This window comes from Paenibacillus sp. Soil750 (genome assembly GCF_001428045.1).
GTDB lineage: Bacteria > Bacillota > Bacilli > Paenibacillales > NBRC-103111 > Paenibacillus_E > Paenibacillus_E allorhizoplanae.
This window is the reverse complement of sequence record NZ_LMSD01000034.1, coordinates 43118-56208: the sequence shown is the minus strand read 5'-3', so window position 1 is coordinate 56208 and position 13091 is coordinate 43118. Positions and strand designations below refer to the sequence as shown.

Here is a 13091-nt window from a genome sequence, read left to right as displayed (position 1 = left end):
GCGCTTGTACATGACCTTACAACTTCGAGATCAGCATTTCGATTAATTGCTTTTCAACACTGGTCCCCATTCCTCGTGTGTCTAGAGATGGCACAACATTGTTTACCTGCTCTGTCACACCAGCTTCAACCCGCTGCTCAGACTTCCTCCTTTTTTCGAAAGCGTTTACAAATCGCTCCCTCTCCGCCGCCGTTAACGCTTCCCTGTGAGTTTTCACTCGTTCCGCGATACGTTGCTTCAATTGCTTCGATTGTTCATCCAAATAAGCTTTCTGTTCATTCGTTAACAATTGGATGACGGCTTTACGTTCGGATTCGTCAATGCTGCCTTCTTCTTCACTTTTGCGTACGATGGGCAAAATGGATCGAGATTGCTCTGCAGTCAATGCTAACAACGGTTGTCGATCCATCACGATTAACCCTTGAAATAGCATAACCAGCCGCTGTTCTGTTGCATTCTGTACATCTTCAGCCATAGGGAGCTCTTGCGAGACTTGGGTGGAAGCAGGCATAGTCGGGTTCCCAGTTGCAGAGGATTCGGTTTGTCCAATATCCTGTTTGGTACAACCGACTAACAAGAAGGTCGTGAGGATCACACACAGCAAAATATTGCGTGTACGAATGCTCATCCAATATACACCTCCACAAAAAAACCTATCCATCAGCAAAAGGATAGGTGAAAAATGTGTATGAAGTATGATACTATTGTGACGATTTTGTGAACATTTCGAGATTCCTTGGAAAAATAATGCGAAACTCCGTACCTTCCCCAATTCGGGAGCGTACGGAAACCTTACCTTTCATTCCCGTGACCAGATGTTTCACAATGGTCAGTCCTAACCCTGTTCCCGAAATTGCATCCGAATCGGATGTTCGAGCTTCATCCGCTTTATAGAATCGATCCCAGATTCGTGATAACTCACTTTCCGTCATCCCAGTTCCTGTATCTCTAATATACAGATGGACTTCTTTCTGATGCTCTTCTAATGCAACAGTTAAAGTGCCCCCTTCAGGGGTGAATTTCAACGAATTATACATTAAATTACGAATGATTTGGGCAAATCGATCGGGGTCTAATTGCACGAAACAACCATCCGTATTTTCGTCAGGCAAAATGAGATGCAATGAAATGTTCTTTTCCACAATAGCAGGCTTCAATAACTCGAGTGAGTCCTCAACTAATTCGATAATGTCAACTGGACGTAATCGAAATACATCCACCCCATTTTGAATCTGAGCAAGGTCCAGAAGATCTGTGACAAGTCGTTGCAGCCGCTGTACCTCTTGATCACAAATATGTAAATAATGCGGATATTTCTCTTGGGGGATAATATGATCATTCATGGCAACGATGAAACCACGTAAGGATGTCAAAGGTGATCTGAGTTCATGAGAGACATTAGCCAGAAACTCCTGCCTCGTCTCCTCCCACTCCTCCAACTTCTCCACCATAAAGTTAAAACTTCTAGCCAGCTGCCCAACTTCATCCTGTGAATTGACAGGAACACGCGTCTTGAAATCTCCATGAGCTAATTCTAAAGCTGCACGATTCATTTGTTGCAGCGGCCCTGCAAGTTTACGGGAAACTACGAACAGGATAATGCCAACTGCGATGAGAGAAAACAGCAAAGGTAACCAGAGGTTAAGACGCACTGCAGAGATGACCTCACTAATATCGCCTGCAGGGAAATGAAGAATGATGACCATCGGTTGTTCATTCAATTGATAGGGCGCATAATAGGCAAATAAATTTCGTTTCCCATCCGGCGTTTCTAGACTTATCATGCTATGTCCTGAACGTCCGTGCAGACCATCAATGAATAAAGTGTCCATCTGCTTCGGAATCGCTCTTCCTTCACTATCTGAAGAACCATTCGCTATGTTTCCTTTGTCATCTACGAGCCAGACTTGTCCATTAATACTTCTAGCTAAAATCCGAACCGTATATTTCAACTCACGTGTAGAAATCGTGCCATCCTGAACGGAATCCAATAATCGGATAATTTCTGTATTCCTTTTTTCAAGAAGTTCGATTTTATCCTTATAGAAAAGATCGGTAAAATAAGAATTCCAAAACACGAAAAGCGCAATAAAAAAAAGCACACAGGTCGCGAGAAAAGAGAGGAATAGTTTAATATATAAGCTATTGTATTTCCCCATGACCCAACGCTTAAACATGCTGTACAACCTCAAACGAGTACCCAATCCCCCAAAGGGTTTGAATATTCCAAGTCTCATGCTGGCCTAACTTCTTCCTTAGGTTCTTCACATGCGCGTCTACGGTACGTGTGCCTCCTGTAAAATCAAAATTCCACACATACCCCAGTAAATCTTCACGTGTAAATACACGACCCGGGTTGCTCATTAAGAAAAACAATAATTCAATCTCCTTAGGTGTTAATTCAATACGATTGCCTCCAACCGTAACGCGATACTGCTCTAAGTCGATCATAATATTTCCCATTTCCAACCATTTACGAGGAGAGCTTTGCGGACCCGTCATATCAGCAGGCGGTTGCATAGTTCTCCTAAGTACTGCCTTAATCCGCGCAATGAGCTCGTTCGGGTCAAAGGGCTTCACTAAATAATCGTCTACACCCAAATTAAAGCCTCTCAGCTTGTCCAAGGACTCCCCTTTCGCCGTTAAGAAAATAATCGGTGTATGATGAAAAGGCGCATCCATTTTTCGAATTTGCTCACACAACTCGTAGCCAGAAATATCTGGAAGCATAATGTCAAGCAACACCAAGCTTGGCCTCTCGTTCATGATGGTCTTCAGTACATGACCACCGCGAAACAATTGTATAGCTTCATAATTCGAGTGCTCCAAATATAACTTAACAACCTCAGATATATTAGTTTCATCTTCAACGACTAGAATTTTACCTTCCGAATTCATCGGTTTTCACCTAATTCCTTTCGAATAACTTGTTGTCTCGCTCGCTCTTCAATCACTTCGGACCGATCTCTTCGCGTGTGCTTGTGAATAATCATCTCATCTGACATCGGGCTTGGCGTTTGCCAGTTCCACCCTTTGAGCTGACATAACTCTAAACATAAATTCAACAACTCAGGATCAGATATAGGCAAATTCATATCTTCAAAGAGATAGTTCTCGGTTCCGATCGCTTGCCAAGCCTGCTCAATTCTCGCTTGCAGCTCCACATCGTCTAGTCCCAAAGTGCGAACGTCCTCCGACTGGAGGTTATTTGCTGCACTTTGTAGCATTTTCACAGCCCCCGCATAATTCCCTCTTCGGCTATGATACATCCCCACGGCGATTTGAATAAGCCCAACATACGTTAATCTTGCTGGATCCTTGGGATGCTCTTTCCAATACTCTTCCATCACTTCATGACATTCGAAATAATCCCGCGCTCCGTGAAAGTAACATAAATAATCGGTGTATGCCTCTGGATATTGCGTCATTTGTATTCCCCTCACCTTAAGTTCATCACGGTAAATCAATATCTCTCATGTTACTAAAAAGTCAGGTCATCGTCCAATTTCACGCGGTCATCCATGAACTTCCAACTAGTCGGAAGCGCAACCAATCTACTAGTTCATGCGTCCAATAGAGTAGTTTACTAGAAAGAGGCGAATGAATGAAAATCGGAAAATGGTTACTTAGCGGTACATTACTTCTCTCCATGACGTTACCTTCCACAGTTCTTGCAGCAAGCAATGGTCCTTCCAGCATAGACAAAACGACGAAATACCGCGTCTACCAGTACAACCAAGTGCTTATGGAATTTGCAACCTATGGACAGGCAGAAGCGTATGCCAGATGGTTTTCCAACAGTCACGTAGAAGAAATAGGCACGCGTACTTGGGTATGGAGTAATCTCCCGCGTTATCAGGTTTATCAGCAAGATATTACCTTGCCGGAGTGGCAATTTGCCACACTGAATGAGGCTATCGCAGAAGCCAAGAAATGGACGAACGCGAGTGTGCGGGATTTACAGTCTACGGGCTGGGTGTGGAACAATTATGCGCGTTATCAACTCTATCAAAATGAAATCACGCAGGATTCGTGGAAGTTTGCGAGTCTCACTGACGCGATGGCAGAAGCCAAGAAGTGGGGCAATGCGCATATTATCGATTTGAACTCCAACGGATGGGTATGGGATAACATCCCCCAAGCCGTTAAAGAGGCAAACAGCGCGGGCAGCGTAGTCTACAATGTTTATCAAGGAACGTTTTCAGCTCCAAATTGGGGATTTGCCTCCTTAGAGGATGCGATTCAAGAAGCACTCAAATGGGGAAACTCCACAGTCGTTAATAGGAACTCCAAACAAACGGTTTACAGCAATCTTAAACAATACAAAGTTTTTCAAAATGATGTTTTTCTTCAGGAATTCACATCCATAGATGAAGCGATTAGTTATGCAAAGCTATGGGGACACAGTGCCATTTATCGGGAAGGCCGTAAAATTTGGAACAATTATGCCTCTTATCAAGTGTACCAGAGTACAAATCTGATTGGTGAGTTCCGAACCTTACCAGAAGCCTTATCCTATGGGAAACAGTACAGTAATGCTTCCATTCAAACGTTGGAGAATCGTACACTCTGGGATAATTTCAAAAAGCTGCAAGTATGGGGCTGGAACGGCAGCTCCGGTGCCGAGGTCATTAAAGCTCATGTATCGAATACGATTGGACTTGATGTCGATTCTCCTTCTTATTTCGAGTTGGCAGATAACACAGGTAATCTGAAGGATACATCGAATGCTGATACGGTCAAATGGCTGCAAAAAAGCGGTTATACCGTATATCCATTGGTTAGCAATCAATTCAGCTCTACCTTAACTACGCAATTCCTTGCAAACAGTGCTGCGCAAGATAAGTTCATTACTGCTTTGGTTAATCGCTCTGTGCAATTAGGGGTTCCAGGGATCAATGTCGATTTCGAAAGCTTAGCGGGTTCTGATCGCAATGCCTTTACTGCGTTTATTTCAAAATTGACAGCCGCTGCGCATGCGAAAAATTTAGTCATTTCCATTGACTTACCGCGCGGTAGTGTGAAATGGAATCATCTTTCCGCTTTTGATCATGAGAAGCTTGGTGGCATTGTCGATTACATGGTGATCATGGCCTACGATCAGTTCTGGAAAGGAAGCACCTCACCTGGTTCAGTTGCTGGTATCCCTTGGGCTGATGGCGGAGTACAAGAGTTCCTCTCCTACGGTATTCCGCGGGATAAAATCATTCTAGGCATCCCGTATTATGTACGCGAATGGCAGTTGGATGCCAAAGGAGCTTTAGTCGGGAATCGCACCGTTCTCATGAAAGATATTCCCGCGCTTATGGCTTCCAAATCGACTACGCAAACGTGGGACAACGAATTCGGGCAATATAAGGTCGAGTACAAAGAAAATGGTTACACGTTCGTATTCTGGTTGGAGAACCAAGCAACCGTTACGGCTCGTATGGATATCGCTAAGAAGTATGATATCGCTGGTGTCGCAGCTTGGCGCTTAGGTTATGATACACCGGATCTATGGCAGGGTGTGTTACAGAAGAAGTAAGTAATAAAGGGAATTGAGAGAGAAAAAACTAAAAAGTAATAAGACAAAAAACCTGAGCTGAGGACTTCGTCCTCGCCTCAGGTTTTTTTATTGGCTAAGCCCCTACTTGGTCTAGATGAGCCCCAACTGGCTAAACGTCGTCTCCGTACCGCAATCCGCGCAGTACTTGGCATCCGCCTTATTAACCTTATAGCACCCCTTGTGCATAAGTGATTTCTCTTTGGTGCATTTGTTTTTGAGCGGCGCCCCGCACCGTATACAGTACCTGTCTTCCTTCACGGCAACATATTTGCATCTGACACAGGTTTGCAGCTCATTCTTCTCGGCCATACCTTCATCCCCTTGAAGTTCGTTGATGCGTTACTTCAAGTATATTCGGACTGCGGTCTCATTTGTTCCTATATCAATGCGCTAACTTACAACGATCGTCAGACGATGAAAGGGATCGAGGATCCTCTATTCGATCGATTTTGATGTAATAAGGGATCTACGTTCCCTTTATTCAAGTTATTTTAAGCGTTATGTATAAAAAGAGGTCCCTTTCGCCCACTCTATGAGGTAAGGGAGGTGAAAGAGACATGGCAAAAGATGTTATGTGCGAAGTGAATTCCTGCAAATACTGGGCAAATGAAAACAAATGCAAAGCTAGCTCGATTTCGATCGTGAGCCACCACGGTAGTGATCAAGCGCGCAATTCGGAAGAAACCGATTGTAAAACATTTGAATCCAAGGTTTAGTTCATCCATTACTCGGTGAGTTGGATTAATGAGTTTTGTTTGAGAAGAGGCCTTCGGGCCTCTTTTTATGTTTCTAACACTATTGTAACCAATAATGATAATTATTATCAGTCATTGTAAAAGAGATTTTTTGCGTGTAGGGATAATCTAAAGTTAGGAGAGATTTTCAAGCTCCTCCATATCCTGAGTTGGAGCTTGGCAGGCAAAATTCTCGCAGACATACGCTGTTGCTCGGCCACCGAGCGGCAGCTTATCTTGAACCAGCGGAATCAGCTGGCGCACCTCCTCGCCTGCGGCTCCAGGCGGATGAAGCACCAGCATCGCATTCGGCAGGTACTGCCGCTGCACCGTGCTCAGCATGTGCTGTGTCTCGGGCTTCGCCGGGTCGCCGGCGATCACGATTTCGCTGGCTGCGCCATAGGCGAAATCAAGCGCGGCCAGCGTAAGCGCGTGGCCCGGCGGGTACTTGCTAACAGCTCCAGCGAACGCCTGGAGCTGCTCTTCCCCTGCCTGCGACAGCTTCGCGTCGTAGGTCAGCTTGGACAGCCGCAGCATGTTGAGCGCGGCCGCACCATTGCCCGACGGCATAGCGCCGTCGTAGATCTCTTTGGGGCGGGTGAGCAGCTGCTCGGCATCGCTGCCGTAGAAGAAGAGCCCGCCCTTCTCTTCGTCGCCGAAGAGACGAAGCATCTCTGCGTTCAGCTGGACCGCTTCACGGAGAAAGCGCAGCTCGAACGTGGTCTCGTACAGCTCAATCAGTCCCCATACGAGGAACGCGTAGTCGTCCACGTAGCCCAGGAACGCCGCTTCGCCATCGCGATAGCGAGCGAGCAAGCGCCCATCTTCGCGGCGGAGCTCGCGAAGCAAGAAGTTCGCGGCCTTCGTTGCGGCGGCCGCGTACGTTGACTTGTCCAAGGCGCGTGCCGCCTTAGACAGCGCAGCAATCATCAGACCGTTCCACGCGGTCAGAATTTTATCATCCTTGCCCGGATGAATCCGCTGTTCGCGATGCGCAAACAGCTTGACGCGGGCAGCCTCCAACCGCAGCTTCAGCTCATCCAGAGGGATTTGCTTCCGCTTTGCCACAGAAGCCAGCGTCGTGTCGCGTAGATTCGGGATATTTTTACCCTCAAAATTCCCCGACTCCGTCAAACCATAAATCTCACTATAGAGATCTCCCTCGTCAATGCCGAGCACGTCCTCAATTTCATCCATCGTCCAAACGTAGAACTTACCTTCCACGCCTTCCGAATCAGCATCCTCCGCGGAATAGAAAGCGCCGCCTTCATCTGTCATATCACGTAGAACATAGGTAATAATTTGCTCGGCCACCTCAGCGTATTGATCTTTCCCAGTCACTTGATAAGCCTCAATATACGTCATCACCAGTAGTGCGTTATCATACAGCATTTTCTCAAAATGCGGCACTAACCACTGGGCATCAACAGAATATCTGGCGAAACCGAACCCAATATGATCATACATACCTCCACGGTGCATAGCGTCTAGCGTCTTTTCAACCATTTCAAGTGCTTGCTCATTCCCCGTTTTCTTATAATACCTGAGTAGGAATGATAAATTATGGGAGGTTGGAAACTTCGGAAACGTACCAAACCCACCATGTTCAGCATCAAAATTAGACGCATATAAGCGGAATGCCTCATGTAGCGTTTCCTCTGACAGCGTGCCGCCAGTTTGATTCTCTAGCAACCGTTGTGTCGTTTCCATAGTCACTTGCTCACCAAGCTCGCGAACTCGCTCAGAGTCCTCCCTCCACTTGCTGGCAAGCTGTGCGATGATCTCAACCATGCCTGCTCGATTATATTTACGGCTGCGTGGAAAATAGGTCCCTGCAAAGAATGGCTTCTTCTCAGGAGTTAGGAACACCGTCAGCGGCCAACCACCTTGTCCAGTCATCGCTTGACAAACCGCCATATAGATGTGATCAATATCAGGACGCTCTTCCCGGTCAACTTTGATCGAGATGAAATCCTTGTTTAACATATTGGCTATGGTTTGGTCTTCGAACGATTCGTGTGCCATGACATGGCACCAATGACAAGTGCTATACCCAATAGACAAGAAAACAGGCTTATTTTCCTGCCTCGCTTTTTCAAAAGCTTCCTCTGACCAAGGGAACCAGTCGACCGGGTTATATGCGTGTTGTAACAAGTAAGGTGACTTTTCCTTGGTTAGTCTATTGGGTTTGTTGTGAGTTGTCATGGGGGACCACCTCCTTATTTGTTGGATAATATTGATGTTATAGGCTCAGTTTAGCATAGTGATAAAAACTAGTTACTTAATAATTTAGCAGTTGAGATCATTCCCCATGCTCGTCTACGGAATCGAAATCCAGGCACGTTGATTTTGCCATTTCACTTCTACTGAGGTCTCAAAGAAGGAAGACAAACTGTCACTTGTCAGCACTTCGCTTGTATCTCCTTTGGCAAACACACCACCACGGCGAATGAGTAAAGTTTGACCAAACACTGGAAGAATCTCCTCAATATGATGGGTGACAAATATTAGCGTTGGTGCATCCGACCCCACGGCCAGCTCGTTAATACTGGATAATAAGGCTTCTCTGGATAGAAAATCCAGACCGTTCGTAGCCTCATCCAAAATAAGCAACTTTGGTGATGCCATTAATGCTCTAGCAATGAGCAGCTTTTGCTTCTCTCCTTGTGAGCAGGATTGATAAGTGCGATCATACAAATGCTGGCAAGACAGCCGCTGCATAAATCCCCTTGCACGTTCGAAATCTTCCTCACTCGGCTTATCATACAGCCCAATAGATGCATGTTTCCCACTGATAACTACATGCTGTGTTTTATCTGAAGCGTACAACTTTTCCTGCAAGGAGGAACTGACCCAACCGATAGATTTGCGCAATTCTCTTATATCTACGCTGCCAAAAGGATGCCCCAAGACAGACAATTGCCCCGTTGTTGGCCAAATGTAGCCATTAATCATATTCAGGAGAGTTGTTTTACCTGAACCGTTTAGTCCAAGTATGGCCCAATGCTCGCCTTTGGCAACCTGCCAATTCATATCATCTAGGATGATTTTGTTGTCCCTACACCAACCTATATTGTTCATTTCAATAACCTGCTTCATATGGTGATCACTCCTTCCAATTGCTCTCCTATTCATCCTATCATCAGATGTTTATTCTCTCAAGGAAGAAATCCTAGGCGACGGTATTAGTAAGATAAACAACCATATCCGCGTGTAGTAGGAATCCTGTGGATGATAGGTTAAGTTTACCATAGGAATACGAAACAAAAATAGAAGCTGCGAATAAATTCGCGGCCCCCGTGTTTATTTACCGTTATAAGTTTAAGTATCCTTCAAATTCCCGGTGTTTCGAATCGTGGTTGAGACTTGCAAATCGATTTTCAAATTTTTAAAATACTCGGCATGCCATTCTTCTAGTTGAGTTCGCGTCAATTCATTCCGAAAATGTTGTCCAACTCCCAGAACATCTGCTCCGCCTAGCTTAATTTTTTCAAATAAATGCTCGAACCGTTCCAGAACCAGCTTGTTCAGATCTGACTTGATGGAATCTAGCGAAGGATTACCTTTCGTATCCAATAAGATTACTTTTAAGCTTAGCTTACTTTTCAATAGAGCTTGGTTATTAACGAAATAACTTCTATGCTTCAGATGGTTACTTACAATTTGAATTGTACCCTTTCCTATCACTTCGATTTTCCCCTGCGTTTTCTTCCCATTAAATACATTGATGAGTAAGGTTTCTTCATTATTGAGTCGCCCCACCATTTTGCCATTCTTCATGATGGCTGAGCCAGTGCTTTCAATCGCCGTTGTATTTCCAGATTTAATAATAGGGATAACCACATCGTTGGTAAAGGAATGGATGCTCCTGAAAATTTTCCACGTTTGCGTGTAAGCAATTTCAGGACTCAACCCACTATTGCGCTGAAAAAAGTCATAAATTAGGGTTCCATCATTTGAATTTTTGTCCATTTTTTCAAAAAATCGATCTGGCGATTCATCACAGATAACGAACAGTGTTTTCGGAGAGACATGTCTAGAACGAATAAGGCTTGACACACCGTCATTTAAACCGTGTCTGGCAAACTCTTTATCGACAAGGATGATTTTCAAATGAAGCAGATCAATTTCGCTTTCCATATTCATACTAATTTTGTCAATGATATTGTTGATTGTGTCGCCACTCTCTGAAACGACTTGTATCTTGTCTGTTTCACTTACTTTTGGAATATCGAGATACACCGTATATTGCCCTTGATTGTATGAAACCCCCATAGCGATCGGTAAAGAACGATGATTGATATCCTTGTTATCCCAACAGCCGCTGAGAATAAAAAGTAAGAGTGTTGCAACAATCCATTTCAGCATATTCTTCACTTCAACTCTCTCTGACATGTTTTTGATGTTGATACCCTGCTATGAAAATGACAGTCGGAATGACTAATGCAACATACAAACGAAGAAATGAATTCCACTTCAGCAGCAATTCAACGTGACCCCAGTCAGGAATGAATAAGCATATCAGGAACACGACAATTGAAATGGCAGAAATAAGATACTGATTTTTCATTTTTTTTGCTCGAGACCTGATTAAGCATGCGATCTGCCAGAGAGTCATTGCGATAAAAAGAAGGACAAACGCAATTTGACTCAGCAGGAAAAAAATCGTAATCCTATCAAACATAAGCCAGTTGATTTCTATCGTATCAATCGTGAATATGAAGGGGAATGCGAGCTGACGGGCGGTTTCTCCCCCTAATGTCACAATAGGAATATAAACCGAAAGTAGGAAAAAAATGAAAACGATAATGCTGCTCAAGTAAATGGTTTTGGGTTTATACGTGATATAAGAAGGAATAAAGCCCAGAAATAAAAATCCTCCCGCGAATGCAAACAAGCTTTTATAATAGGAAAAATCGGTGAGAAATGCGAATAGTTTGGAACGATCCTTGGGGATCAGTGGGAGTGCATAGTTCAAATCGATGCTTTGAAGAGATGCGAACATGACAAATAGCATGGGAGGAAGAAATAGGACAGCTAAAAGAAGTCCCGCTCTTAATAGTGATCTTACTCCACCATGGATGACCATAAATGTGGGAATCCCAAGCAACATACACATAAGAATCCAGATTGGAGTGTCTGCTAGAAAAACAATCGAAATGATTTCGGCATAAGCCCTCACTGTAATTATGGTAATCAGTGAAAGATAAAGAAAAACCGGAAGAAGCGTTAACCACATGATTAGTTTATTCTTGTTGATCAGTACTTGATGGATATTCTGATTCTTAAAATAACTAAGCCCCTTCAGATAAATAAAAATGACGGTAATATGGACTAAATAACCTAACCCTACAGGTATCCAATAGGCTTCACGTGTACTCGCTAAAATATCTGTCGGATACATAAAGAATATCAACCCTAAATGGGTTATGATGTAGATAACTACAACTTGTAAGTTTCTAAACATGTCATTCACCTTCTGGATGCTTCAATTGCAAATAAGGAACGCCAAGCGATTTGACACCTGCCAAATAGGAGCAGATAATAACGATCCCGAATAACAGACCAAGGACGCCAAAGATGGCAGAAAGAATCAATAACACATACTTAAACAATCGGATGGACAACCCATTCTGATATCCAACAACTGTCGCACTAGAGATGGTCGTGGCTGCTAATATGATGATAAGCAGACTACTAACTAGTTTCGCTTCTACGACTGCCTGTCCTAATACGATTCCTCCAACCATGGTAAGTGTCGGTCCAATACTCGGGGGAAGTCGGATAATGGCTTCCAAAATTAATTCCAATACAAACAACAATATTAAGGTCTCTATGATGGCTGGGTAAGGAACATCTATTCTACTCTTCGCGATTGAGTGCGCCAGTTCAAACCTCAACACATCCGGATTCACAGAAACTAAGGCCACATATAAACCTGGGATAATTAGCGTGATCAACGCACCTACTATACGAATGAAGCTAAGGGCCGTAGCAAACACATGCGGATGATTGGCATCATCTGCTGTCACGAACAAATCCGAAACAAGACTGGGGAGTACTAATGCGAAAGGCAAACGTTCGATGAAAAGAACCGCTTTTCCATTTTTTAAAGCTCGTGCTGCACTCTGTGGCAGTTCCGTTGTATTGTAACGTGTTACCAGTGTAAAGTTTGAAAACCCAAACACTTTCGATAGTTCTTGTACATTGCTAACATCCAAATGCAAATTCGTTTCGATTGCTTTGATGATAGATCTTAGAAGTGTAGGATCAATCTTTGTATTCAAATAGGACAAAACCACGCAATTTTTGGATACTTCCCCAAACCTATACGTCGCAATCTGCAAATCACTTGAATTTATATGCTTTCGAAGCAAGCCGACATTGAGCTCGATATCCTCGTTGAAAGCGCTGCTTGACCCTCTAACTACATTTTCAGTTAATGGCACTGTTACTGAACGATTGAGCGGTTGTGCAACAGGTATGATGCTAATATAAGTACCAGATGGCTCATGAATGGCAATAAGCATGCCATCTAATATTTCTGAGATGAGTTCGTCCAGTGTGCAATTGGATACATTGTGACCAAGCCCACTCAGCCTATCTTGTATTGGTTGATCTATATTATCTACTGTATGTAGCTGTTCGCGCACCATGGTAAGTGATCTCGGGAAATTAACGAGCGTCCTTAATCCTAGAAAGGTTAGAGGATCACTGCCTATCCATAGTTGACGTGAAATATACTCCCTGTCTTGTTCAAAATGATATTTCAGACTGGTCAAGATAGACAAATCATATCCTCCCTTCCA

Annotated in this window: 12 protein-coding genes; 2 read left to right on the top strand and 10 right to left on the bottom strand. The window is 43.9% G+C overall.

Annotated features, from left to right (window positions below):
* Positions 1–16: 16 nt before the first annotated feature.
* From ASL11_RS24800 to ASL11_RS24785, 4 genes are all read right to left on the bottom strand, one after another.
* Positions 17–628, bottom strand: coding sequence for a hypothetical protein (locus ASL11_RS24800; RefSeq protein WP_056620836.1), 612 nt, complete (start codon positions 626–628; stop codon positions 17–19).
* A 73-nt stretch (positions 629–701) separates the two neighbouring features.
* Positions 702–2177, bottom strand: a complete 1476-nt coding sequence (locus ASL11_RS24795; RefSeq protein ID WP_056620834.1) for a sensor histidine kinase — start codon at positions 2175–2177, stop codon at positions 702–704.
* A complete protein-coding gene (locus ASL11_RS24790) occupies positions 2170–2898 on the bottom strand; it encodes a response regulator transcription factor (RefSeq protein ID WP_056620831.1) in 729 nt (242 codons plus the stop codon). The genes ASL11_RS24795 and ASL11_RS24790 overlap by 8 nt, the downstream gene beginning before the upstream one ends.
* A complete protein-coding gene (locus ASL11_RS24785) occupies positions 2895–3428 on the bottom strand; it encodes a DUF309 domain-containing protein (RefSeq protein ID WP_056620828.1) in 534 nt (177 codons plus the stop codon). Before ASL11_RS24785 ends, ASL11_RS24790 begins: the two co-directional genes overlap by 4 nt.
* 176 nt (positions 3429–3604) lie before the next feature.
* Here ASL11_RS24785 and ASL11_RS24780 point away from each other — a divergent pair, with 176 nt between their 5' ends.
* The gene (locus tag ASL11_RS24780; RefSeq protein ID WP_056620825.1) at positions 3605–5527 is read left to right on the top strand and encodes a glycosyl hydrolase family 18 protein; all 1923 of its coding nucleotides are present in this window, start codon (positions 3605–3607) and stop codon (positions 5525–5527) included.
* Positions 5528–5638: 111 nt separating this feature from the next.
* On the opposite strand, the gene ASL11_RS24775 is transcribed toward ASL11_RS24780, so the two are convergent.
* A complete protein-coding gene (locus tag ASL11_RS24775) occupies positions 5639–5857 on the bottom strand; it encodes a hypothetical protein (protein WP_056620823.1) in 219 nt (72 codons plus the stop codon).
* Between the two features lie 248 nt (positions 5858–6105).
* Between ASL11_RS24775 and ASL11_RS36015 the strand changes: the two genes are divergently transcribed.
* The gene (locus ASL11_RS36015; RefSeq protein ID WP_082593545.1) at positions 6106–6264 is read left to right on the top strand and encodes a DUF1540 domain-containing protein; all 159 of its coding nucleotides are present in this window, start codon (positions 6106–6108) and stop codon (positions 6262–6264) included.
* Between the two features lie 153 nt (positions 6265–6417).
* Here ASL11_RS36015 and ASL11_RS24770 read toward each other — a convergent pair whose 3' ends face one another.
* The 5 genes from ASL11_RS24770 to ASL11_RS24750 all read right to left on the bottom strand — a co-directional run bounded on the left by ASL11_RS24770 (position 6418) and on the right by ASL11_RS24750 (position 13073).
* On the bottom strand, positions 6418–8487 hold the full coding sequence (locus ASL11_RS24770; RefSeq protein WP_056620821.1) for a thioredoxin domain-containing protein: 2070 nt from the start codon (positions 8485–8487) through the stop codon (positions 6418–6420).
* A 114-nt stretch (positions 8488–8601) separates the two neighbouring features.
* The gene (locus tag ASL11_RS24765; protein WP_056620819.1) at positions 8602–9381 is read right to left on the bottom strand and encodes an ABC transporter ATP-binding protein; all 780 of its coding nucleotides are present in this window, start codon (positions 9379–9381) and stop codon (positions 8602–8604) included.
* 222 nt (positions 9382–9603) lie between these two features.
* Positions 9604–10650 (bottom strand): Ger(x)C family spore germination protein, encoded by a 1047-nt coding sequence (locus ASL11_RS24760; RefSeq protein ID WP_056621822.1) that lies wholly within the window; start codon positions 10648–10650, stop codon positions 9604–9606.
* A 10-nt stretch (positions 10651–10660) separates the two neighbouring features.
* Positions 10661–11749: a GerAB/ArcD/ProY family transporter gene (locus ASL11_RS24755; RefSeq protein ID WP_056620817.1), complete on the bottom strand. Its 1089-nt coding sequence runs from the start codon at positions 11747–11749 to the stop codon at positions 10661–10663.
* A gap of 1 nt (position 11750) precedes the next feature.
* Positions 11751–13073 carry a spore germination protein gene (locus ASL11_RS24750; protein WP_056620815.1) on the bottom strand — a complete coding sequence of 441 codons (1323 nt, stop codon included), beginning with the start codon at positions 13071–13073 and terminating at the stop codon, positions 11751–11753.
* Between the last annotated feature and the right edge of the window lie 18 nt (positions 13074–13091).

Coding starts and splice junctions, on each gene's coding strand:
- ASL11_RS24800 (WP_056620836.1), bottom strand. CDS start 628: ATGAGCATTCGTACACGCAATATTTTGCTGTGTGTGATCCTCACGACC.
- ASL11_RS24795 (WP_056620834.1), bottom strand. CDS start 2,177: ATGTTTAAGCGTTGGGTCATGGGGAAATACAATAGCTTATATATTAAA.
- ASL11_RS24790 (WP_056620831.1), bottom strand. CDS start 2,898: ATGAATTCGGAAGGTAAAATTCTAGTCGTTGAAGATGAAACTAATATA.
- ASL11_RS24785 (WP_056620828.1), bottom strand. CDS start 3,428: ATGACGCAATATCCAGAGGCATACACCGATTATTTATGTTACTTTCAC.
- ASL11_RS24780 (WP_056620825.1), top strand. CDS start 3,605: ATGAAAATCGGAAAATGGTTACTTAGCGGTACATTACTTCTCTCCATG.
- ASL11_RS24775 (WP_056620823.1), bottom strand. CDS start 5,857: ATGGCCGAGAAGAATGAGCTGCAAACCTGTGTCAGATGCAAATATGTT.
- ASL11_RS36015 (WP_082593545.1), top strand. CDS start 6,106: ATGGCAAAAGATGTTATGTGCGAAGTGAATTCCTGCAAATACTGGGCA.
- ASL11_RS24770 (WP_056620821.1), bottom strand. CDS start 8,487: ATGACAACTCACAACAAACCCAATAGACTAACCAAGGAAAAGTCACCT.
- ASL11_RS24765 (WP_056620819.1), bottom strand. CDS start 9,381: ATGAAGCAGGTTATTGAAATGAACAATATAGGTTGGTGTAGGGACAAC.
- ASL11_RS24760 (WP_056621822.1), bottom strand. CDS start 10,650: ATGCTGAAATGGATTGTTGCAACACTCTTACTTTTTATTCTCAGCGGC.
- ASL11_RS24755 (WP_056620817.1), bottom strand. CDS start 11,749: ATGTTTAGAAACTTACAAGTTGTAGTTATCTACATCATAACCCATTTA.